This window comes from Rhodococcus sp. NPDC058505 (assembly GCF_042720095.1).
GTDB lineage: Bacteria > Actinomycetota > Actinomycetes > Mycobacteriales > Mycobacteriaceae > Rhodococcus_G.
The window spans coordinates 55,235-81,552 of sequence record NZ_JBHXNB010000017.1 but is presented as its reverse complement, the minus strand read 5'-3'; the positions used below and the strand labels follow the sequence as shown (position 1 = coordinate 81,552).

The following is a 26,318-nucleotide window of genomic DNA, read 5'->3' as shown; positions in this document are numbered from 1 at the left end:
GAGGGCCCCACCGCAACCGCGGTGGGGCCCTCACTCATTCGGGGGTCACTTCCTCATCCTGGGTCACTGCCCCGCGCGCAGGATCCCGTCCAGCACCGGGCCGATCTGGGCCAGTGCCTTCGGTGTCGTCATCCCGTTGTGGTCCGAGTCCACATCGTGCGTGACCACCGACCCGACCACGTTGGCCCACTGCGCGGCGCCGTCCAGGTGGCCGAGCTCGCCGCGGCGGGCGGCGAAGAAATCGACCCGACCGTCGTAGCGCTGCGGCCGGTACGCCTCGACGAGGTCCCCGGTTCGGCCAGCGCTGGCGAGGATCCGCTCGAGATCCGCCACCGACAGCGACGTCGGGAAGCCGGGAACCGCCGCAAGCAGCTCCAGCAGCCGTTCCGAGGTCAGCGACGCCAGGTCGGGGCCGAGGTCGATGCCGAACCCGAGCCCGGCAACCACCTCGCCCATGTTGTCGGCTGCCGCGACGGACCCGACCTCGACCAGGTCGCGGAAGCTGTCGAGCATGACGACCGACTCCACCCGCTCCCCCGCCGCCCGCAGCTGCACGGCCATCGCGTGCGCGACGACACCACCGAACGACCAGCCGAGCAGGTGGTACGGGCCCTCCGGCTGCACCTCCCGGATCTGCTCGATGTACAGCGCCGCGATCTCCTCGATCGTGTCCGGCAGCGCGCCGCCGGACAGCGCGGGCGACTGGATGCCGTACACCGGGCGGTCCGCGGACAGGTGCTGCGCGAGCCCGCCGTACGACCAGGACAGGCCGACGAACGGGTGCACGCAGAACAGCGGCGGCTGGGTGCCCGCGCTGCGCAGCGGCAGCATCACCTGCAGCGCGGCCTCGCCCTCGCTGACGCCGCGGTGGGCGGCGTCGACGCGGGCGGCGATCCGACGCGGTGTCGGGTCGGTGAACATCCACTGCAGCGGCACCCGCACCTCGGTGCGGTCGCCGATCAGCGCGACCAGCCGGGTCGCGAGCAGCGAGTGGCCACCGAGGTCGAAGAACCCGTCGTCGATGCCGATGCCGTCGGCGCCGAGGACCTCCTCGAATGCGTCGACGACGATCTGTTCGACCGGGGTTTCCGGTGCCACGTACGGCGCCCGCTCCGCGAACTGCGGCTCGGGCAGGGCGCGGCGGTCGATCTTGCCGGCCCCGGTCAGCGGGATCTCGTCGATCGGGACGATCGCCGCCGGAACCATGTACGCGGGCAGGGTCTCCCCGACGAACAAGGCCAGCGTCGCCGGGTCGACCACGCCGCCCGGTGCGGGCAGCACGTACGCGGCGAGCGCGGTCGCGCCGCCCGGTCCGGGAACGCCGATCACGTGCGCGAATTCGACGCTCGGATGCGCGGCCAGCGCCGACTCGATCTCGCCGAGCTCGATCCGGAAGCCGCGGACCTTCACCTGGAAGTCGGAGCGGCCGAGGTAGTCGATGATCCACTCCCCGTCCGCGTCCCGGATCCACTGCGCGACGTCGCCGGTGCGGTACATCCGCTCGCCGGGCTCCCCGAACGGGTTCGCGACGAACCGCTCGGCGGTCAGCCCGGTGCGGCGGTGATAGCCGCGGGCCAGCGACTGCCCGAACACGTACAGCTCGCCGGGGACGCCCGCGGGCACCGGCCGCAGCCGCCGATCCAGGATCACCGCGCCAACCCCGGCGAGCAGGCCACCGATGGTGACGTGTTCGCCCGGCCGCAGCGCGCCGGTCGCGGTGACCCAGATGGTGGTCTCCGTCGGCCCGTACGCGTTGACGAACCGGCGGCCCGGCGCCCACCGGGCGACGAGATCCGCGGGGCACGCCTCGCCACCGACCGCGACGACCCGCAGTTCGTCGAGCCCGTCGGGGTCGACGGACGCCAGCGAGCCGGGCGTCATGAAGGTGTGCGTGACGTGCTGCTTGCGCATCAGGTCCGCCAGGTCCGCGCCGCCGAACACGGTCGCGGGCGCGATGACCATCGTCGCGGCCGCCCCGAACGTCATCAGGTATTCGAGGACGGACGCGTCGAAGCTCGGCGAGATCACGTGCAGCACCCGGTCACCCGCCGCAATCCGGAAGTGCGCGCGCGCCTCTTCCGCGGTGGTGAACAGGTCCCGGTGGGTGACCACAACGCCCTTCGGCAGGCCGGTGGAGCCGGAGGTGTAGATCATGTAGGCCGCCGACCCGGGCCGCACCGGGTGGGTGCGGTCGGCGTCGGTGATGGCCGCCGACGGCAGCTCCGCGAGTTCCGCGGCGACGGCCGGGTCGTCGAGGACGATCCACGGCACCCCGGCGCGCGGGCCGTCCCGGTGCGCGGCGAGGGTCACCCCGAGCACGGCACCGGAGTCGGTGAGCATGTGCTCGATCCGGTCCGGCGGGTAGCTCGGGTCGATCGGCAGGAACGCCGCACCCGTCTTCGCCGCCGCCCAGATCGCGGTCACCGATTCGATGGACCGGGACACCGCGATCGCGACGACGCTCTCGGTGCTGGCACCGGCGGCGAGCAGCTTCCTGGCCAACCGGTTGGACCGCTCGTCGAGCTCCCGGTAGGTCAGGCACTCGTCACCCTCGATCAGGGCGAGCCCCGCCGGATCCACCGCGACGGCCGCGGCGAGCAGGTCCGGCAGGCCGCGGACGCCGGGCGCCTGCGGGCCGCGGGCGGGCACCAGTTCGGCGCGCTGCGCCGGGTCGAGCAGGCTGGTCGCCCCCAGCGCGGCGTGCGGGGTCCGCGCGAACGCCTCGACCGCGCGGGTGACGAACCCGAGGATCTCGCCAGCCCGGTCCTGGTCGACGACGCCGTCGAGGAACTTCAGCCGCAGCGCGAGCGTGCCACTGAACTCGGCGACCAGCGCGAGCGGGTAGTGCACCGAGTCGCTGCCGGTCATGCCCGCGACGGTCATGCCGTCGATGTCGCCGCCGCCGGTCCCGGCCTCGACCGGGTACGACTCGAACACCGCGAGGGTGTCGAACACGGTGCCCTGGCCCGCGGCCGCCTGGATCTCCGGCATCCCGACGTAGTGGTGATCGAGCAGGTCGGCCTGCTCGCCCTGCACCCGGGTCAGCAGGTCGGTGATCGTCTCGGCCGAGTCGAGCCGCACCCGCACCGGCAGCGTGTTGATGAACAGGCCGATCATCTCTTCGATGCCGTCGATCTGCGGCGGGCGGCCGGAGACGGTGGCACCGAACGTGATGTCGTCACGCCCGGTCAGGGTGGCGACGACCAGCGCCCACGCCGCCTGCACGACGGTGTTCATCGTGAACCCGTGCTCACGGCCCAGCGCCACCAACGCGTCGGACACGTCACCGTCGAGGTGCGCGGCCAGCTCGTGCGAGTCGCCGAGCTCGTCGCCCGCATCACCGATCACGATCGTCGGCTCGTCGCTGCCCTCGAACGCGGTCCGCCACGCCTGCAGCGAATGTCCACGGTCCTGCCGGGACAGCCAGGACAGGAAGTCCCGGTACCGGCGGGGCTGCGGCAGGTGCGTGACGTCGCCGTGGGTGGCGTACAGGGTCAGCAGTTCCCGCAGCAGCAACGGCGTGGACCAGCCGTCGAGCAGGGCGTGATGGTTGAGCAGCATCAGCCGGTACTCGCCGTCGGCGAGGGTGACCAGGGTGAACCGGATCAGCGGCGCCGACAGCAGGTCGAAGCCCTCCTCCCGGTCCGCGTCCAGCAGCGCGGTCAGCGCCGCGTCCCGGTCGGCGACCGGCACCGACGTCAGGTCGACGGTCCGCCACGGCAGGGTGACGGTCCGCTGCACGATCTGCGCGCCGACCCCGCTCTCGTAGCTGAACGCCACCCGCAGGTTCGGGTACCGGTCGAGCAGGGCCTGCCCGGCGGCCCGCATCCGGTCGGCGTCGACGGTGCCGGTCAGCGTCAGCATCATCTGGACCTGGTAGAAGTCCGTGTCGCCGGACGCCAGCTGCGACTGGTACAGCAGCCCCTCCTGCAGCGGCGAGAGGGACCACACGTCGGACAGCTCCGGGTACTGCGCCTCCCAGCGGTCGATCTGCCGCTGGTCGACGGTGACCAGGTCGAAGTCGGACGGGGTGCGGCCGCCCGCGTCGGGACGGTCGGCGTAGCTGGCGAGCGCGGTCAGCGCGGCCACCCACAGGTCGGCGAACCGCTGCACCTCGTCGCGGCCGAGCAGCCCGGTCGCGTACGACCAGGTGGCGACCAGCTTCGCGCCCTCGGTGGAGTTCACCGCGATCGCGTTGATGTCAACGACCGCGGGCAGAGCCATGTCCGCGTTCCTGGTGCCCGCCAGGTTGACCGGCTGCGCCCCGCCGGTCGGCGCGGGCTGCGGCTCGTCGGTCGCGGCGCCGCGCCGACCGAGGTAGTTGAACCCGATCTGCGGCGGCGCGAACCCGCGGAGGGCCTCGGCGGTGTCCGGGTTGAGCCTGCTGAGCAGTCCGTAGCCGATGCCGTGGTCGGGGACCGCGAGCAGCTGCTCCTTGACGGTCTTCACCGCGGCACCGAGGTCGCCCCCGCCCGCGAAGGCGGCGGTCAGGTCCAGCCCGGACAGGTCGAGGCGGACCGGGACCTGGGTGGTGAACCAGCCGACGGTGCGGGACAGGTCCGCGCCGGGCAGCACCTGCTCCTCGCGGCCGTGGCCCTCGAGGTTGACCAGCGCGGTCGGCTCGTCGATGCCCCGCTCGGCGCGCCACGCGACGAGCGCCAGCGCGAGTGCGGTGAGCAGCCCGTCGTTGGCGGTGCCGTGGAACTTGCCGGGCAGCACGGTGAGCACGGTCTCGGCGATCGCGGCGGGAACCTCGACGTGCAGGTCCGCCACGGTGCCGACGACGTCCCGTTCCGGGTCGACCGGCCGTGACCCGAGGTCCGGGTCGGGGCCGTCGAGGATGCCGCGCCACAGGTCGAGTTCGGCGACGCGACGCTCGGAACGGGCCTCGTCGACGAGGCCGTGCGCCCAGCGCCGCACCGACGTCCCGACCGGCGCGAGGTCGACGGCCTGGCCGTGCGAAAGCTGACCCCACGCGGTGACGAGGTCGCCGCTGATGATCGGCCAGGACACGCCGTCGACGGCGAGGTGGTGCACGACCAGCATCAGCTGGCCGGGCGCGTCCTCGGCGTCGGGCACGAACCAGACGGCCTGCAGCATCACGGCATCCGCCGGGTCGAGCCGGTCCGCGGCGGCGTCGAGTTCGACGGCGGCGGTGTCCACGAAGTCACCCGAGTAGGCGACGGTGTGGACGAGGTCGCCCGCGTCGATCGCCCCGAATTCGACGACCTCGAACGCGGGGACGCCGTCGGTGACGGTGAGCCTGCCGCGGAGCAGGTCGTGGTGGTCGATCACGGCCTGCACGGCGCCGACCAGGTCGGCGACGACCAGGTCCCGCGGCAGGGTCAGGATCTCGGCCTGCGAGAAGCGGTCGTAGCTGCGGCCGTGCTCGATCATCCACTGCCCGATCGGGGACAGCGGGATCTCGCCGATGCCGCCGCCGGGCAGCTCCTCGAGCACCTCCAGCGCGACGCTGGACGCGGCCGCGGCCAGCGCGGCGACGGTCCGGTGCTCGAACACCAGCTTCGGGGTCAGGACGATGCCCGCCGCCTTGGCCCGCGCGACCAGCTGGATGGACAGGATGCTGTCGCCGCCGAGCGCGAAGAACGAGTCGTCGACACCGACCGAGTCGAGGCCGAGCAGCTGCGCGAACAGCTCGCACAGAACCCGCTCGGTGTCGGTCCGCGGCGCCCGGGACTCGCCGACACGGGACGCGAGATCCGGTGCGGGCAGCGCGGTGCGGTCCAGCTTGCCGCTGCGGTTGAGCGGGAACTCGTCGAGGGTGACGAACACCGCCGGCACCATGTACTCGGGCAGTCGACGCCCGAGCGCGGCGATCAGCGCGGCCTCGTCGACCGCGACACCGGGCGCGGGCACCACGTAGCCGACCAGCAGCTGCTGCCCTGGGGTGTCCTCGCGCACCAGGACCGCGGCCTGCGCGACCGTGTCCTGCTCGTGCAGCACGGCCTCGATCTCGCCGAGCTCGATCCGCAGGCCACGCAGCTTCACCTGGAAGTCGGTGCGGCCCAGGTAGTCCAGCTCACCGGCCGCGGTCCAACGGGCGAGGTCACCGGTCCGGTACATCCGGGTTCCGGTGTCCCCGAACGGGTTCGCGACGAACCGGTCCGCGGTCTGCCCGACCATCGCGCCGTAGCCGCGGCCGACGGCGATGCCGCCGACGTACAGCTCACCGGCGACACCGATCGGGGTGGGCCGCAGCCGGTCGTCCAGGACGTGCAGCTGCACGCCCGGGATCGGGGCACCGATCGGGACGGCGCCGCGCTCCTCGCGCGAGACCTCGTGGAACGACACGACGTCCGACGCCTCGGTCGGGCCGTAGCTGTTGAACACCCGCAGCCCGCCGTCGATCAGCGACCGCAGCGGCGTGAGCCGCACGGCCTCACCGCCGAGGAACAGCATCCGCAGCCGGGCCAGCGCGCCGTCGGCGTCCGCGTCGACGATCGCCTCGAACGCAGTCGGCGACATGTTCGCCACCGCAACGGGGTTCGCCTCGACGATCCCGAGGATGGCCTCCGGGTCGAACGTCTCCCCCGCCAGGTGCACGGTGGCACCGGAGGTGAGCGCGGCCCACACGTTCTTCTGCGTCAGGTCGAAGCTCGGCGACGACGCGATCAGCACGCCGTCCCCGGCGGCCAGGTCCAACTCCCGCCGGTACCAGTCGACGGTGTTCGCGATGCCCGCCATCGGCACCAGCGTCGGCTTCGGCCTGCCGGTGGAACCGGAGGTGGAGATCACGTAGCCCAGGCGCGCATCGGCACCCGGCTCGGTCCACGGGTCGGCGGGGACCGTGCCGGCGTCCGACGACGCGTCCACCGCGATCACCGCGGCGTCGGCGAGGGTGCCGCCGAGGCCGGTTGCCGCGATCCACGCCGGCGTCGATACCAGGGCGCGGGCGCCGGTGTCGGTGAGCAGGGCCGCGATCCGGTCCACCGGGTGCGCCGGGTCGATCGGCGCGTACGCCGCACCGACCTTCCACGCCGCGAGCATGCCGACGACCCAGTCGACGGACCGGCCGAGGGCGAGGGCGACGACGCCGTCCCGACCCGCACCGGCCGAGGCCAGCTGCGCCGCAAGCGCATTCGCGCGCCCGTCCAGGTCGCGGTAGGTCACCGCGCCGGCGGCGTCGACGACGGCCACCGCGTCCGGTGCGGCGGTCACCCGCGCGGCGACGAGGCCGAGCAGGGTGTCCGCGCCAACCGCGGGGTCGGCGCCGCGGCCGAACCCGGCGATCGTCGCGCGCTCGTCGGCGCCGAGCAGGTCCACGGCGCCGAGACGGGTCGTCGGGTCCGCCGATACCTGCGCGAGCACCCGCAGGAACCGGTCCGCGAAGCCGCGGACGGTGGACGCGTCGAACAGGTCGGTGGCGTAGCTCAGCGACGCCGCGATGTCCGCCGGCGCCCCGTCCTCGCGGTAGGTCTCCTGCAGCCCGAGGGTCAGGTCGAACTTCGCCGGCTCGGGGCCCGCGTCGACCGCGCCGACGGTGAGGCCGGGCAGCTCGAACGTCGCCTGCTCCAGGTTCTGGAACGTGAGCATCACCTGGAAGAGCGGCGAGTGCGACGTCGACCGCTCCGGGTCGAGCACCTCGACGAGCCGCTCGAACGGGATGTCGGTGTTGCCGAACGCCCCGAGGTCGCTCTCCCGGACCGCGGCAAGCAGCTCGGTGAAGGTGATGTCCGGGTCGACCTGCGCCCGCAGCACCAGGGTGCCGACGAACATGCCGACCAGGTCGTCGAGTGCGGCGTCGCCGCGGCCCGCGGACGGGGTACCGACCGGGATGTCGGTGCTCCCGGACAGGCCGGCAAGCAGCACGGACAGTGCGGCGTGCATGACCATGAACACGCTGGCGCCGCCGGCGCGGGCCACATCGACGAGCGCCCGGTGGGTGTCGGCGTCGATGGTGAACTCGACGGTGTCGCCGGCGAGGGACTGCACCGGTGGCCGCGGCCGGTCGGTGGGCAGTTCCAGCTGCGTCGGCAGGTCGGCGAGCGCCTCCCGCCAGTGGGCGAGCTGCCGGGCCGCGAGCGACTGCGGGTCGGCCTCGTCGCCGAGGACCTCCCGCTGCCAGATCGCGAAATCGGCGTACTGCACCGGTAGTTCGGTCCACTGCGGCTCGAGTCCCGCGGTGCGCGACCCGTACGCGACCATCACGTCGCGGGCCAGCGGCGCCATCGACGAGCCGTCACCGGCGATGTGGTGGACGACAACGACCAGCACCCGCTCGGTCGGCGAGGTCTCGAACAGCGCGATCCGCAGCGGCGGCGCGACGGTGACGTCGAACCCGCCGGACGCGAAGCCCACGACCGCGGCGAGCAGGTCCGCCTCGGCGACCGGGCGCGGCGCCAGCACCGGCATCACCTCGTCGGCGGGCAGCACCACCTGGTGCGGTTCCCTGCCGACCGCCGGGTACACGGTCCGCAGCGTCTCGTGCCGCTCGACGACGTCGGCGACGGCAACGGCGAGCGCGTCGACGTCGAGGTCGCCGGACAGCCGCACCGCCAGCGGAATGTTGTAGGCGGCGGAGTCGGTGTCGAACTGGTTGAGGAACCACATCCGCCGCTGCGCGAGCGACAGCGGAATCCGCTGCGGTCGCGTCGCGGGCACCAGCGCGGGGCGCGAGATGCCCTGCGCGCGCACCGAATCCACGTGCGCGGCGAGGGCAGCGACGGTGGGCGCGTCGAACACCTGCCGGACACCGAGGGTGGCACCGAGGACCGCACCGACCCGGGCGGTGACCCGCGTCGCCGACAACGAGTTGCCGCCGAGGTCGAAGAAGCTGTCCGTGGACCCGACGCGGGCGACGCCGAGCACCTCGGCGAACACCCCCGCGACGATCTCCTCGGTCGCGGTCCGCGGCGGCACGTATCCGCCGGTGACGGTGACGATCTCGGGTGCGGGCAGCGCGCGGGTGTCGAGCTTGCCCGCCGGGGTCAGCGGCAGCGCGTCGAGCACCACGATCGCCGACGGCACCATGTACGCGGGCAGCGTCGCGCCCGCGTGCGCGGTGAGGTCCTCGGCGCGCACCGCGGTGTTGGCCGCGGCGAGCACGTACGACACCAGGTGGGTGTCGCCGGACTCGCCGACGTGACCGACGGTGTGCGCGAAGTCGATGCCCCGGTGCGAGACGAGTGCCGCGTTGATCTCGCCGAGTTCGATGCGGTAGCCGCGGATCTTGACCTGGTGGTCGGAGCGGCCCAGGTACTCCAGCTTCGGGTCGGACGGCTGCCCGACCCAGCGCACCACGTCACCGGTCCGGTACATCCGGTCGCCGGGCTCCCCGAACGGGTTGGCCACGAAGCGGTCCGACGTCTGCCCGGCCCGCGCGTGGTAGCCGCGGGCCAGCGCGGCACCGGCGACGTACAGCTCGCCGGGGACACCGGCGGGCACCGGACGCAGCCTGCCGTCGAGGACGAGGGCGGCAACGCCCCGGTTGGGTCCGCCGATCGTGATCGGCTCGCCCGCGGCCAGCGGACCGTCGATGGTCACGCAGATCGTGGCCTCGGTGGGGCCGTACATGTTGAACATCACCCGGCCGGGTGCCCAGCGGTCGGCCAGTTCGGGCGGGCAGGCGTCGCCGCCGACACCGACCCACTCGAGCCGGTCGAGGCCCTGCTCGTCCACCGAGGCGAGGGCCGCCGGGGTGATGAACATGTGGGTGACCTGCTCGTCCCGCAGCAGCTGCGCGAGTTCGGCACCACCGAACACGGTCGGCGGCGCGATCACGAACGTGGCAGCCGAGCCGAACACCATCAGGTACTCGAGCACCGACGCGTCGAAGCTCGGGGTGATCACGTGCGCCACCCGCGACGACGGCGTGACCGCGCACCGGTCCCGCATCTCGGCCGCGAAATTGTCGAGTCCGGTGTGGGTGACGGCGACGCCCTTCGGCAGACCCGTCGACCCGGAGGTGTAGATCAGGTACGCCGGGTGCGTGGGGTGCAGCGGCGCGGTCCGGTCCGCGTCGGTGATCGGCGCGGACGAGGCGCGGTCCCAGCCGGCGGTGAGGTCCGCGTCGTCGAGGACGAGCCAGTCGATGGAGTCACCGAACGCGTCGCGGTGCGCGCGCACGGTGATGCCGATCGGGGCGCCGGAGTCGCCGAGCATGTGCGCGATCCGGTCGGCCGGGTACTCCGGGTCGACCGGCAGGAAGGCGGCACCGGACTTGGCGACCGCCCACATCGCGGTGACCGACTCGACGGACCGGGACAGGCCGAGGGCGACGAAGCTCTCCGGCCCGACCCCGCGGTCGACGAGGATCCGGGCGAGCCGGGTGGACCGCTCGTCGAGGTCCCGGTAGCTCACCGCGACCTCGCCGGAGACCAGGGCGGTGGCGGCCGGGTCGAGCGCGGCGGCCGCCGCAAGCAGCTCCGGCAGGGTGCGGGGCGCGGCACCGGCGCCGCCGCGGACCGGGGCCAGGGCCGCGGTCTCGGCGTCGTCGAGGATCTCGATGTCCCCGATCGGCGCCGCCGGGTCGGCGGCGATCGCGTCGAGGATCCGGGTCATCCGGGCCGCGAACCGCTCCACCGTTGCTGCGTCGAAGATGTCGGTGGCGTAGCCGAACGTGAGAGACATGCCCTCGGCGCGGCCCTGCGCGTCGAGCCGCTCCGCGTACGACAGTTCCAGGTCGAACTTCTCGACGTGGGTGTCGTCGGCGACGCCGCTGACGGTCAGGCCGGGCAGCTCGAACCGCTCCTCGCCGACGTCGTCGGTGGACAGCACCACCTGGAACAGCGGCGAGTGGGAGGTGGAGCGGGCCGGGTCGAGGATGTCGACGAGCCGCTCGAACGGCAGATCGGCGTGCCCGAACGCGCCGAGGTCGACCTCGCGGGCCTGCTCGAGCAGGGCGGTGAAGTCCTGCGCGGCGTCCACCTCGGTGCGCAGCACCAGGGTGTTGACGAACATGCCGACGAGGTCGTCGAGGGCGCGTTCGCCGCGGCCGGCGATCGGGGTGCCGACCGCGATGTCGGAGGTCCCGGACAGCCGGGCCAGCAGCACCGCGAGGGCGGAGTGCACGACCATGAACAGCGTCGCGCCGCCCGCGGTGGCGATCGCCCGCAGCCGCTCGTGGGTGGCGGCGGCGATCGGGAACTCGACGCGCGCGCCCTGCTGGGTGCGGTCGGCCGGGCGGGGCCGGTCGGTCGGCAGGGCCAGCACCTCGGGCAGGTCGGCGAGGACGCCGGTCCAGTAGCCGACCTGCTCGGCGGCGAGGGAGGCCGGATCGTCCTCGGCTCCGAGGAGGTCGCGCTGCCACAGGGTGTAGTCGGCGTACTGCACCTCGAGTGGCGCCCAGCCGGGCGCCTCGCCCGCGGTGCGGGCCAGGTAGGCGACCATGATGTCGCGGGCCAGCGGCGCCGTCGACGAGCCGTCACCGGAGATGTGGTGCACCACGAACGCGAGGATGTGCTCGTCGGCGGCCACCCGGTACAGGGCGACCCGGACCGGCGGCTGCGCGGTCACGTCGAACGGGGTGAGCGCGAATGCGCTGACCGCGGCGGCGATCTCGTCGGCGGTGACGTCGACCGGGGTCAGGTCGCCGAGCACCTCGTCGACAGCGAGGATCACCTGATGCGGGCCGTCCGCGGAGTCCGGGAACACGGTGCGGATCGACTCGTGCCGGGCAACGACGTCGCGGACCGCGGCGGCCATCGCCGCCGTGTCGAGCTCGCCGGACATCCGGACCGCCAACGGGATGTTGTACGCGGCGGAGTCGGTGTCGAACCGGTTGAGGAACCACATCCGCTGCTGCGCGAGCGAGAGCGGGATGCGCTCCGGGCGCGGCCGCGGCGCGAGGGCAGGCCGGGTGCGTCCGGTGCCCGCGCGTTCGACCTGCTGCGCGAGACCGGCGACGGTCGGCGCGTCGAACAGGGCCCGCACCACGAGGCTGCTGCCGAGGGCGGCGTTGACGCGGGCGATCACCCGGGTCGCGACCAGCGAGTTGCCGCCGAGCTCGAAGAAGCTGTCGGTGGCGCCGACCCGGTCGAGGCCGACGACCTCCGCGAACACCGCGGCGACGATCTCCTCGACGGGCCCGCGGGGCGCGACGTACGCGGCCTGATCCACCTCGATGTGCGGAGCGGGCAGGGCGCGGCGGTCCAGCTTGCCGCTCGCGTTGAGCGGCATCTCGTCGAGGGCGACGAAGGCGGCCGGGACCATGTAACTCGGCAGCCGCTCCGCGAGGAACGCCTTCAGCTCGGCGGCCGCTGCCGCGCCGACCATGTACGCCACCAGCTGGTCGCCGGTGTGCGGGTCGCTGTGCAGCACGACGACGGTCTGTTCGACCGCCGGATGCGCCAGCAGCGCCGCCTCGATCTCGCCGAGCTCGATCCGCTGGCCGCGCAGCTTGACCTGGAAGTCGGAGCGGCCGACGTAGACGAGTTCCCCGGCCGCGTTATACCGCACCAGGTCGCCGGTGCGGTACATCCGAGAACCACCGTCCGAGAACGGGTTCGCGACGAAACTCGCCGCGGTCTGGCCGAGCATGGCGCCGTAGCCGCGACCAACACCGACGCCCGCCACGTAGAGCTCACCCGTGATCCCCATCGGGACCGGCCGCAGTCGGTCGTCGAGGACACGGAGCTCGATGCCCGGGATCGGCGCGCCGATCGGCGTGGTCACGCCGTCGGACGCCGACACCGCGCGGTACGACACGACGTCGGACGCCTCGGTCGGGCCGTAGCTGTTGACGATCCGCACACCCGCCGCGGTGAGCGCGGCGAACGGGGCGGGGCGCAGCGCCTCACCGCCGAGGAACACGACCCGCAGCGACGACAGCACCCCGTTGACGTCGGCATCCACGACCGCCTCAAATGCGGACGGCGACATGTTCGCGACACGCGCACCGGACGCCACCGCCGCGAGGATCTCCTGCGGGTCGAAGCGATCCGACACCAGGTGAACGGTGCCCGCCGAGGCGAGCGTCGCCCACACGTTCTTCTGGGTGAGGTCGAAGGTCGGTGCCGACGCGATCAGGACTCCCTCGCCCACCGTCAGTGCGAGCTCGTCGGCGTACCAGCGGACCGTGTTCTCGATGCCCGCCATCGGCACCACGGTCGGCTTCGGGCGTCCGGTCGACCCGGACGTCGAGATCACGTAGCCGACGCGGGCACCGGCCTCGGCGCCCCGCCAGGGATCCGACAACGGAGCCGGGGTGGCGGTAGCGCGCGATGCCGGTGTCAGGACCGGACGGTCGAGCGACAGGCCGGGTGCCCAGTCGTCAGCGGCGACCACGGCCGCCGCACCGATATCGGTCAGCAGGCCAGCAACCCGGTCGAGCGGCCACGCCGGATCGACGGGCACGTAGGCCGCGCCAACCGACCAGGCGGCAACCATGCCGATCACCCAGTCCGTCGAGCGCGGCAGCGCGAGCGCGACCACGTCATCGGCACCGACGCCGTTGTCGACCAGGTCGGACGCGAGGGCGGCGGCACGGGCACCGAGTTCGGCGTAGGTGAGCACCGAGTCGCCTGCCACGACGGCGGGGACGCCCGGATGCTCGCCGATGCGGCGAAGGACGGCGGCGGGGAGCGACTCGGCCGGGCGCGCGGCCGCGGCGGCCCGCGCCAACGCGGACACCCGGTCCGCTTCGGCCGATTCCATCATCGAGACGTCGCCGACGGCGGTCCCCGGCTCGGTGGTCAGGGTGCTCAACACGCGGGTGTACCACTGCGCGAACCTCGCGACCGTGGCCTCGTCGAACAGGTCGGCCGCGTAGGTGAAGTACGCGTACATGCCGTCCGGGTCGCCGGTGTCGGTGACCGCATCGCCGAGGGTCAGCCCCAGATCGAACTGGGTGACCTCGGTGCCCGGGTCGAGGGCGCTGACGGTCAGGCCGGGCAGTTCGAACTCGGCCCGCTGCTGGTTCTGCAGCGACAGCGACACCTGGAACAGCGGCGAATGAGCCGTCGACCGAACCGGGTTGAGTACGTCGACAAGACGCTCGAACGGAATGTCGGTGTTGCCGAACGCACCGAGGTCCGAGTGCCGGACCCGGCCGAGCAGGTCCGCGAAGGTCTCGTCGCCGTCGATCTGGGTGCGCAGCACGATCGTGTTCACGAACATGCCGACCAGGTCGTCGAGGGCCGCATCGCCGCGGCCGCCGATCGGGGTGCCGATCGCGATGTCGGACTCGCGGGTCAGCCGCGCGAGCAGCACCGCGAGCGCGGCATGCAGCACCATGAACGGGGTCGCCCCGTGCGCGGCGGCGAGCCGGTGCACGGACTGTCGGGTGTCCTCGCCGATCGCGAACAGGTGCCGGCCGCCGCGCATCGACTGCTCCGCCGGGCGGGGTCGGTCGGTCGGCAGGTCCAGCGCGTCCGGCAGGCCAGCGAGCGTGGTGGTCCAGTAGTCGATCTGTCCGGCGGCGAGGGACTGCGGATCGGCCTCGTCGCCGAGCAGGGCGCGCTGCCAGATCGCGAAGTCGGCGTACTGAACCGGCAGCGGAAGCCACTGCGGTGCTTCCCCGTTCGCTCGCGCGGTGTAGGCGATCATGACGTCGCGGGCGAGCGGCGCCATCGACATGCCGTCGGCACTGATGTGGTGCACCACCATCACCAGGACGTGTTCGGCACTGTCGGGTCGTTCCGCAGGCTCCACTCCTGCGCTTCCGGGTCGTTCCGCAGGCTCCACTCCTGCCCGCTGAACCGCCAGCAGACGGGCCCGCACCGGCGGGGCCGCGGTGACGTCGAAACCGGTGGACAGCAGGCCAGCGACGGTCGGCAGCAGCTCGTCCTGGCCAACCGGGGTCGGCGTCAGGTCGAACTCGACGTCGGCGGCAGGGAGGACCACCTGGCGCGGGCCGTCGACGGAGTCGGGGAACACGGTCCGCAGTGACTCGTGCCGGGCCAGGACGTCCGCGACCGCCGCCGCGAGGGCCGCGGTGTCGAGGTCACCGGACAGCCGGATCGCCATCGGAATGTTGTAGGCCGCGGAGTCCGGGTCGAACCGGCTCAGGAACCACATCCGCTGCTGCGCCAGCGACAGCGGCACCAGCTCCGGTCGCGGCGCCGCGGTCAGGGCGGGGCGCGCCGCACCGGCCGCACCGGCGTGCTCGAACCGCTGCGCCAACTCGGCGACGGTGGGTGCCTCGAACAGGTCCCGCACACCAATGCGGGCGTCGAGGGCCGCGTTGACGCGGGCGACGACGCGGGTCGCGACCAGCGAGTTGCCGCCGAGGTCGAAGAAGGAGTCGTGGATGCCGACCCGGTCGGCGCCGAGCACCTCGGCGTAGACCGCGGCGATCGCCTCCTCGACGGCGTCCCGCGGGGCGACGTATTCGGTTGCCGCCGCGAGGAAGTCCGGCGCGGGCAGGGCCCGGCGGTCCAGCTTGCCGTTCGCGGTGAGCGGGAACTCGTCGAGGACCATCAGCGCGGACGGCACCATGTACGCGGCAAGGAATTCGCCGATGAAGGCGAGCGCCGCGTCGGTGTCGACGGTGGTACCCGCCTCGGGCACCACGTACCCGACCAGCCGGTCACCGGTGTGCTCATCCGAGCGCACCAGCACCGCCGACGCGGCGACACCCTCGAAGCGCAGCAGCGCCGACTCGATCTCGCCGAGCTCGATCCGGAAGCCACGCAGCTGCACCTGGAAGTCGCTGCGCCCCAGGTACTCCAGCTGACCGTCGGCATTCCAGCGCGCCAGGTCACCCGAGCGATACATGCGCTCGCCGGCTGCTCCGAAGGGGTTGGCCACGAACCGATCCGACGTCAGATCCGGCCGCCCCAGGTACCCGCGAGCCAACTGCCCACCGTGCACATACATCTCACCGACCACGCCGACCGGCGCCGGCTGCAGACGGGTATCGAGGACGTACACACCCATGCCGGGCAGGCCGCGGCCGATGACGGAGGCCTTGGACTCCGCGGCGAACGCCCGGTCCAAAGACAGGAACGACACGTGCACCGTCGTCTCGGTGATGCCGTACATGTTCACCAGACGCGGACCGGCAGCGACATCCCCCGTCGCTTCGCTCGCCCCGTCGTCGTGCCGCTCGTACCAGCGTTCCAGCTGGCCGAGGTCGAGGGCCTCGCCGCCGAAGATCACGTACCGCAACGCCAGATCGGAGACAGAGCTGTCCCCTGAGACATCGACGGAGGTTCGGTCGGCCTCCGCGAGCTGGTAGAACGCGGACGGCGTCTGGTTCAGCACCGTCACCCGCTCACGCCGCAGCAGGTCGAGGAACTCCTCCGGCGACCGCGACGTCAGGTAGTCGACGATCACGAGTTCGCCACCGAACAGCAGCGGACCCCACAGCTCCCACACCGAGAAGTCGAAGGCGTAGCTGTGGAACATCGTCCACACGTCGGTCTCGTCGAACCCGAACTTGGTCTGCGTGTTCGCCATCAGGGTCAGCACGTCCACGTGCGGCACCACGACACCCTTGGGGCGGCCGGTGGACCCGGACGTGTAGATCACGTAGGCGGGGTGCTGCGGCGACAGCGCTGCCGCGCGGTCTGCGTCGGTGACCGGCGCCGCGGATACCGTGGCCAGCCGCTCCGCCAGCTCCGGCGAATCGAGCAGCAGCTGCGGAACATCGTTGTCCGGCAACGATTCCACGTCGGCCGCCGTCGACAGCAGGACGACGGGCTTCGCGTCGGCCAGCATGTATGCGAGACGGTCCTGCGGGTAGGTGACGTCCACCGGCACGTACCCGCCGCCCGCGGTGATCACCGCGAGCAGCGCGACGACCAGGTCGGTGGTCCGCGGCATCGCGACCGCCACCATCGACTCCGGGCCGACACCCTCGGCGATCAGCACCCGGGCAAGTCGGTTCACCCGCTCTGCCAACTCGCCGTACGCGAGCCGACCACCCTCGGCGACCACCGCGGTCCGGTCCGCATGCGTCACCGCCTGGGCGGCAAACGCGTCGGCGAGGGTTCCCGCGGGCGCGGCGACGCCGGGATCGACCCACCCACTGAGCACCAGAGCACGCTCCGGCTCGTCGAGCACGTCCACGGCGGCGACCCGCAGCTCGGGGGTCTCGGCGAACGCGGTGAGCACCCGCAGCACCCGGTCCAGCAGGGCCCGCACCTGGTCGGCGTCGTAGATGCCGGTCAGGTACTTCATCTGCAGGTTCAACCGGTCCGCGACGCTCGCGACCAGGGTCAGCGGGTAGTGCGTGGAGTCCATGCCGCGCAGGCCGGTGACCCGCATGCCGTCGATGTCGGCGGCGGCGGCGAGCGCGTCCTGATCCACCGGGTAGGACTCGAACACGGTCAGCGTGTCGAAGCCGGCGCCCGCCCCGACCGCCTGCTGAATCTCGGACAGGCCGAGGTAGTGGTGGTCGAGGAGCGCGGCCTGCTCGACCTGCACGCGGGCGAGCAGGTCGGTCAGCGTCTCCGCCGGGTCGAGGGTGACCCGCACCGGCAGGGTGTTGATGAACAGGCCGATCATCGACTCGACGCCGGGCAGGTCCGCGGGACGACCGGACACGGTCGAGCCGAACACCACGTCGGTGCGCGAGGTCAGTGCCGACAGCACAACACCCCACGCGGCCTGCACGACGGTGTTCAGAGTGACGCCGTGCGCGCGGGCCAGCGCGGTGAGGTTCGCGGTGAGGTCCACCGACGCGAGCGTCGACAGGTCGGCGGAGTCGACCGAGCCGTCGCCGGCACCGACCGCGAGCAGGGACGGTTCGTCGACGCCGGCGAACGCGTCCCGCCAGGCCGCGGTCGAGGCGGGGCGGTCGCGGTCGGACAGCCACACCAGGAAGTCCCGGTACTCACCGACCGGCGGGAGCGTGGACGCATCGCCGCCGGTGGCGTACAGGTACAGCAGGTCCTTGAGCAGCAGCGGCGTCGACCAGCCGTCGAGCAGGACGTGATGGTTGGTCGAGAGCATCCGGTACCGTCCGCCGCCGAGGTCGGCGAGGGTGAACCGGATCAGCGGCGGCGTCGCCATGTCGAACCCGCGGGCGCGGTCCCGCCGGAGCAGGTCGGCAAACGCGGCGTCGGCGTCGGCCTCGGCGCGGAGGTCGACCGTCTCCCACGGCAGTTCGACATCCGACGGGACGATCTGGACCGGCTCACCGGACGCGGTGTCGAACGCGACCCGCAGGTTCGCGTGCCGACGCAGCAATGCCTGACCGGCGGCCCGCAGCCGGTCGGCGTCGACGGTGCCGTCGAGGTCGAGGACCGTCTGCACCATGTAGGCGTCGAGGTGCTCGCCCGCGAACTGGGCGTGGAAGAGCAGGCCCTCCTGCAGCGGCGAGAGCGACCACACGTCCGCGAGGTCCGGGTGGCCCGCCTCGAGGGCGTCGACCCCGGCCTGGTCGAGCGCGACCAGCGGCAGATCGGACGGGGTGAACCCGCCCGCTCCGGGGGTGTCGGTGTGGGTGACGAGCGCTGTCAGCGCGGACACCCACAGGTCGGCGACCTCCCGCGCCTGCCCGGCGTCGAGCACACCGGTGGCGTAGGAGAAGGTGGCGCCGAGCCGGGTGCCGTCAGCGGTGTCGACGGCGGAGGCGTTGATGTCGAGCACGACCGGCGCGGTCATCCCCGCGTCCCGCACACCGCCGACGGCGGCCGATTCGGAGTCCGGCACCCACGGGGCGTCGGTGCCGGCCGCGGTGGCCGCGACCCTGCCCAGGTAGTTGAAACCGATCTGCGGTGCGGGCAGATCCCGCAGCGCGGCACCGCCGTCGGCGTCGAGATGACGGAGCATGCCGTACCCGATGCCGTTGTCCGGGATGGTGAGCAGCTGTTCCTTGATCCGCTTGAGCGCGTCTCCCGCGGCGGGGCCGCCGGCGAACGCGTCGTCGAGATCGATGCCCGCCAGGTCGAGGCGGACCGGGAAGGCGCTGGTGAACCAGCCGACCGTGTTGGCGAGGTCGGCGCCGGGTACGGCCTGTTCCTCGCGGCCGTGGCCCTCGAGGGTGACGAGGGCGCCCGGTGCGTCGATGCCCCGGCCGCGCCGCCACTTGGCGACGGCCAGTGCCAGCGCGGTGAGCAGACCGTCGTTGGTGGTGCCGTGCACCATCGCGGGCACCCGGCCGAGCACGGCCTCGGCGACCTCGGGGTCGAGTTCGATGCGCAGGTCCTCGATGGTCGACACCGTGTCGACGGCCGGGTCGAGCGCGCGGGAGCCGAGCAGCGGGTCGTCGCCGCCCAGCATCGTCTGCCACAGCGGCAGCTCCGGCAGCCGCGCCGGGGCCTCGTCGACGAGCCCGTGCGCCCAGCGGCGGAACGAGGTGCCGACCGCGGACAGCTCCGCGCCCTGGCCCTGCGTGGTCCGGTACCAGGCGAGTGCGAGATCCGGGACCAGGGCACGCCAGGACACGCCGTCCACCACCAGGTGGTGGGCGACAACCAGCAGCCTGCCGGGTTCGCCCGCGGTGGGATCGAGCCAGACGAACTGGATCATCGACCCGGCGTCGGGGTCGAGTCGGGTTGCCGCGCGGCGCATCTCGGCCTCGGCGAGGGACGCGAAGGCGTCGGAGCCGGGCAGGTCGGTGACCGGGGTGCGGGTGACGACGGTGTCCGCGGACACCGAACCGGCAGCCGACACCACGAGCCTGCCGTCGGCGCGCAGCAGGCGCGACCGCAGCATGTCGTGATGGTCGAGGACGGTCTGCACGGTGGCGTGCAGGTCGGCCTCGGCAACGTCGACCGGGAGGGTGAGCAGGACGGCCTGCGAGAACTCGTCGAACTCGCGCAGGTGCTCGATCATCCACCGCATGATCGGGGTGAGCGGCATCTCGCCGACCCCGCCGCCGGGCAGCTCGTCGAGCACGACGCCTTCATCGCCGACCCCCGCCACCCGGGCGAGGGCCGCGACGGTCTTGTGCTCGAACACGAGTGCAGGCTTAAGCGCGATGCCTTCGCGCTTGGCGCGAGACACCAGCTGGATGGCCATGATGGAGTCGCCACCGAGCGCGAAAAACGAGTCGTCGGCTCCGACACGGTCCAGGCCGAGCAGTTCCGCGACGAGCCGCGCGAGCACTGCTTCGGTGGGGGTGCTCGGAGCCCGGTAGGTCTCCGAGCGGTCCGTGAGATCCGGTGCAGGCAGCGCCTTGCGGTCGAGTTTGCCGGAGGCGTTGAGCGGCAACGCCTCCAGAACCATCAGTACCGAGGGCACCATGTACTCGGGCAGACGCGTCGACAGAACCGAGGTCAGCGAGTCGACCCGCGGAGCGGAGCCCGCCGATGCCGTCACGTACGCCACCAGCTGCTGCGCCCCCGGGACGTCCTCACGCACCAGAACCGCCGCCTGCGCGATCTCTTCCTGTTCGAGGAGCACGGCCTCGATCTCGCCGAGCTCGATACGCAGACCTCGCAGCTTGACCTGGAAGTCGGTGCGGCCGAGGTACACCAGTTCCAGTCCGGAACCGTTGTCGACCCACTTGACGAGGTCACCGGTGCGGTACATCCGCTCGCCTGTGACACCTCCCGTCGCTGCGCTCGCCCCGCCGCCCATCGGGTTGGCGACGAACCGGTCCGCGGAGAGATCGGGGCGGCCGACGTAGCCGCGGGCGAGTTGCGCGCCCGCCAGGTACAGCTCACCTGCGACACCGATCGGAACCGGGCGCAGTCGGTCGTCCAGCACGTGCAGTTCGGTGTTCCACACCGGGGCACCGATCGGCACCGTCGTGGTGTCGGCCGCAGTGTACTCGTGGAACGTGACGTCGACGGATGCCTCGGTCGGACCGTAGAGGTTGTGCAGCGCTGCCGAACTCAGCGCGGCAAACGACTGCGCGGCCTGCGGGGTCAGCGCCTCACCGGAACAGAAGACCTGTCGTAGCGACGGCACCCGACCCGCGTCGACCAGCGACGTGAACGCGGACAGCATCGACGGGACGAAGTGGGCGGTGGTGACAGTGTGCATCTCGATCAGGTCCGCCAGGTACAACGGATCCCGGTGTCCGTCGGGCCGCGCGATCACGAGGCGGGCACCGACCTGCAGCGGCCAGAAGAACTCCCACACCGAGACATCGAAGGTCGACGGTGTCTTCTGGACCACGGTGTCCTGCGGACCCATCGGGTACTGCGCCTGCATCCATTCGAGGCGGTTCACGATGCCCGAATGCGGTACCGCGACGCCCTTCGGACGTCCCGTGGAACCGGACGTGTAGATCACGTACGCGATGTTCGAATCACGTAGCGGCGCTGTGCGATCCACATCGGTGACCGGCGCAGCGGGGTACTCCGAAGTGTCCAGGGAGTCCAGTGGCCAGACCGGGACACCGGGCGGTACGTCCAGGATCGTGTCCGATCCGGTCAGCACGACCGCGGGCGCGGACGACTCGAGCACGTACCGGGTGCGCTCGGCCGGATGGTCGGGATCGACCGGAACGTAGGCGCCGCCAGCCTTGACCACCGCGTACATACCGGTCAGCAGGTCCAGCGACCGGCGGACCGCCAGCGCGACGAGCACGTCGGGCCCCACCCCGGCGTCGATCAGCTTGCGCGCCAGACGGTTCGCGCGTGCATCGAACTCGGCGAAGGTCAGGCGCTCGTCCTCGAAGACCAGCGCGACCGCATCGGGGGTCCGGGTGACCTGTGCGTCGAACAGGTCGACGAGGGTCGACCCGGCCACCGGCTGGGCGGTCGTGTTGACGTCGCCGATCGCGGCCAGATCCTCGGCACCGGCGATCTGCACGTCACCGACCGCGATGTCCGGATCGGCGGCGACGGCAACCAGGATGCGCAGGTACGCATCGGCGAATCCGCGGATGGTCGACTCGTCGAACAGCGCGGTCGCGTAGCTCAGCGACGACACCAGGTCCTCGGGCTCGCCGGACTCGCCGCGGGCGTCGGTGACGGTCAGCTGCAGGTCGAACTTCGCGACATCGAAGTCGGAGGTCAGTCCGCTCACCGTCAGGCCGGGCAACTCGAAGTTCGCCTGCGCGTTGTTCTGCATCGTGAACATCGCCTGGAACAGCGGCGAGTACGCCGTGGACCTGGCGGGCGCGAGCACATCGACCAGCTGCTCGAACGGCATGTCCGCGTGCGTGAACGCAGACAGGTCGCTCTCCCGGGCGGCGTCGACGAGGGCCGCGAACGTGGTGTCCGGGGTGACCTCGGCGCGCAGCACCAGGGTGTTGACGAACATGCCGACCAGGTCGTCGAGGGACTGCTCGCCGCGCCCGGCGACCGGGGTGCCGATCGCGATGTCGGTCTCCCGGCCCAGGCGCGAGAGCAGCACCGCGAACGCGGAGTGCAGCACCATGAACAGGCTCGCGCCGCGGGTGCGGGCAAGTTCCAGCAGGCGGGCGTGGGTGGCGGCGTCGATGACGAACTCGACGTTCGCGCCCGCCGTGGACTGCACCGCGGGACGCGGCCGGTCCATCGGCAGGTCCAGCACCTCGGGCAGACCGGCCAGCTGCGCACGCCAGTACGCGCTCTGCGTGCTGACGAGGGAGTCCGGGTCGTCGAGCGACCCGAGGGTGTCGTGCTGCCAGATCGCGTAGTCGGCGTACTGCACCGGCAGCGGAGCCCACTGCGGCGCCGCACCGTACGACCGGGCGCCGTAGGCGACCATGATGTCGCGGGCCAGCGGCGCCACCGAGGCGCCGTCCGCCGCGATGTGGTGCATGACCACGACCAGCACCCGCTCGGTCGGCGAGATCTCCAGCAGGGCGAGGCGCACCGGCGGCGTCGCCGCGGTGACGTCGAAGCCGCGGGCGATCAGCTCGACCGCACGGTCGACGACCTCGGCCTCGGTGACCGCGATCCGGTCCAGGCTCACCTCGAGGTCGGCGACCGGCAGGATCTGCTGGTGCGGCCCGTCCGCCGAGTCCGGGTACACGGTCCGGAGCACCTCGTGCCGGGCAAGAACGTCGGCGACGGCGTGCTCGAGTGCGGCGACGTCGAGGTCGCCGGACAGGCGAACGGCCATCGGCACGTTGTACGCGGCCGAGTCGGTGTCGAACTGGTTGAGGAACCACATCCGACGCTGCGCGAGGGAGAGCGGGATCCGCTCCGGCCGCGGCCCGGCGACCAGGGCCCGCGCGGTATCTGCAGATGAATGCTCCACCCGGGCAGCGAGTTCCGCGACGGACGGGGCGTCGAACAGCTCCCGGACGCCGACCCGCACACCGAGCGCGGCGCTGACCCGGGCGGTCACCTTGGTCGCGGACAGCGAGTTGCCGCCGAGGTCGAAGAAGCTGTCCAGCACGCCGACCCGTTCCGCGCCGAGCACCTCGGCGTAGATCCCCGCGATAAGCTCCTCGGTCAGCGACCGCGGCGCCACGTAGTCGGCGGCCGGGGTGACGAACTCGGGCTTCGGCAGCGCCCGCCGGTCCAGCTTGCCCGCGGGCGTCAGCGGCACCTCGTCGAGGGCGACGACGTGCGACGGAACCATGTAGGCGGGCAGGAACTCCGCCGCGAACGCGCGCAGCGTCTCCTCCTCGACGACGCGGCCCGCGGCCGGGAGCACATAGCTCACCAGCACGGTGCCGCCGTCGGGCGCGGTGACGCCCTCGGTGGTGACGAAACCGACGCTGTCGTGGCACGCCAGGGCGCCGCTGATCTCGCCGAGTTCGATGCGGAAACCGCGCACCTTCACCTGGAAGTCGGAGCGGCCGACGTACTCGAGGGTGCCGCCGGAGGTCCAGCGGACCACGTCGCCGGTGCGGTACATCCGCGAGCCGGGGGCACCGAACGGGTTGGCCACGAAGCGTTCCGCGGTGAGCGGACCGCGGGCGTGGTAGCCGCGGGCCAGCGCGGGGCCCGACAGGTACAGCTCACCCGCGACACCGACCGGGGCGGGCCGCAGCCTGCCGTCGAGGACGGCGACGCGGACCCCGCGGGTGGGGGCGCCGATCGTGATCGGCTCGCCCGCCTGCAGCGGCGCCGACACGGTCGACCACACGGTGGCCTCGGTGGGTCCGTACAGGTTGAGCATCGTCCGGCCCGGTGCCCAGCGGGCCACCAGCTCGGGCGGGCACGCGTCGCCGGCGACCGCGAGCACCCGCAGCGTGTCGAGGCCCGTCGGGTCCGCCGCGGCGAGCGCGGCCGGGGTGATGCAGGCATGGGTCACCCCACGGCCGCGGAGGAACTCGGACAGCTCGACGCCGCCGAACAGGTCGGCGGGGGCGATCACCAGCGTCGATCCGCTGCCGAACGCCATCATCATTTCGAACACCGACGCGTCGAAGCTCGGCGACGCGAACTGCAGTGTCCGCGAACCCGGTTCGATCAGCATGTGTGATCGCTGCTCGGCGACCAGGTCGGCGAGGCCGCGGTGGGTGACCACGACGCCCTTCGGCAGGCCGGTCGATCCGGAGGTGTAGATGACGTACGCGGCGTCGTCCACCAGCACCGGGCGGGCCGGCTCCACCGTGTCGTCGGCGGCGGCCGCGATCGTGTCGGCGGCCTCGTCGAGGACCAGCCAGTCCACCTGTCCGGACAGCGCGTCCCGGTGCGGGGACGTCGTGATACCAACGGCGACACCGGAATCGGTGAGCATGTGCGCGATGCGGTCGGCCGGGTAGTTCGGGTCGACGGGCAGGAACGCGGCGCCCGTCTTGGCGATCGCCCAGACCGCGGTGACGGTGTCGACCGAGCGCGGCATCGCGACCGCGACGAACGAGCCAGCGCGCACGCCCCGGTCCATCAGGACGCGGGCGAGACGGTTGGAGCGGGCGTCGAGCTCACGGTAGTCGATCCGGAGCGCGCCCGCGTCGACGGCGACCAGGGCCGGGTCGGCGGCGACGGCGTCGGCGAGGATCTGCGGCAGGGTGCGGTGCGGCAGCCCCGCAGGCCCCGCGACCCCGGCGAGGCGATCCTCCTCACTGGGGTCGAGGATCGGCACGTCCCCGACCGGGATGGTCGGGTCGACGACGACGGTGGACAGGATCCGCACCAACCGGTCCGCGAAGGTGCGGACCGTCGCGGCGTCGAACAGATCGGTGGCGTAGTCGAAGCCGGCGCGCATGCCGTCCGGGCGGCCGTCGGCGTCCACCTGCTCCGCAAGGGACAGCTGCAGGTCGAACTTGGCGACACCGGCGGTAATCGGCTCCGGGGTGATCGTCAGACCGGGCAGCTCCAGCCGCGCCTCGCCCGCATCCTGGAAGTCGATCGCCACCTGGAACAGCGGGTGGTGCGACTGGGACCGGGACGGGCTGATTGCATCGACGAGCCGTTCGAACGGCAGCTCGGTGTGCGCGAACGCCCCGAGGTCGGCGGTGCGGGTGTGCTCGAGCAGGGTCGCGAAGTCGGTTTCCGGCTCGACCCGGGTGCGCAGCACCAGGGTGTTGACGAACATGCCGACGAGCCCGTCCAGCTCCGGCTCGCCGCGGCCGGCGATAGCGGTGCCGATCGCGATGTCGGTGCTGGTGCTCAGCCGAGCCAGCAGCACCGCGAGGGTGGCGTGCATGACCATGAACACGGTCGCGCCCTGCGCGCGGGCGATCTCGGCGACCGCGCGGTGCACCTCGGCGTCGATCGTGAACTCGATGCGGCCGCCGCGCATCGACGCGCGGGCGGGCCGCGGCCGATCGGTCGGCAGGTCCAGCTGATCCGGCAGCCCGGCAAGGGCCGACGTCCAGTAGCCGAGCTGCGCGGCCGCCCTGGACCGGGGATCCTCAGTGTCGCCGAGCAGCTCCCGCTGCCAGATCGCGTAGTCCGCGTACTGCACCGGCAGCGGCGTCCACTGCGGCTCCTGCCCGCCGATGCGGGCCGCGTACGCGGTCATCAGGTCGGTCACCAGCGGCGTCAGGGAGACGCCGTCGGCGGCGATGTGATGCATAACGAGCACGAAAACGTGCTCCGCGGACGAGAGTTCGAGCAGCGCGGCCCGCACCGGCACCGCGGTGGTGACGTCGAAGCCGTCGGTGGCGAGGGCCGTGATCCGCTCGACCACCCGGTCGGCGGACACCGACTCGACGGCGAGGTTGAGGTCGACGGCGTCGAGGGCGTGCACCAGCTGGTGCCCACCGTCGCCGCTGTCCGGGTACGAGGTGCGCAGCGTCTGCTGCCTGCCGACCACGTCGCGCAGCGCGGCGTGCAGCGCCGCCACGTCCAGGTCGCCGGACAACCGCACCGCCAGCGGGATGTTGTAGGCGGCGGACGCGGGATCGAGCCGGTTGAGGAACCACATCCGCTGCTGCGCGAGCGAGAGCGGCAGCTGACCGTTTCGCTGCTGCGGCACCAGCGCGGGCCTGCTGCTGTCGCCGCCGCGGACCACCCGGGCCGCGAGCTCGGCAACGGTCCGCGCCTCGAACAGGTCCCGGACCCCGATCCCGGTTCCGAACGCCTGATTGATCTGGGCGACAACGCGGGTCGCGATCAGCGAGTTACCGCCGAGGTCGAAGAAGTCGTCGGTCGCACCGACTCGCTCCGCGTCCAGGATCCGCGCGAACA

At 72.4% G+C, this 26,318-nt stretch carries 1 protein-coding gene (cut by a window edge); it reads right to left on the bottom strand.

The genetic code is table 11. The annotated features are described in order from the left end of the window. Nucleotides 1-63: 63 nt before the first annotated feature. A protein-coding gene (locus ACFWPA_RS14080; protein ID WP_378570591.1) for a non-ribosomal peptide synthase/polyketide synthase crosses the window boundary here: on the bottom strand, nt 64-26,318 show its 3' portion. The gene runs 17,164 nt beyond the window's last position; 26,255 of the gene's 43,419 nt are visible here — the last part of the coding sequence; its start codon lies off the right edge, out of view; it ends in the stop codon at nt 64-66.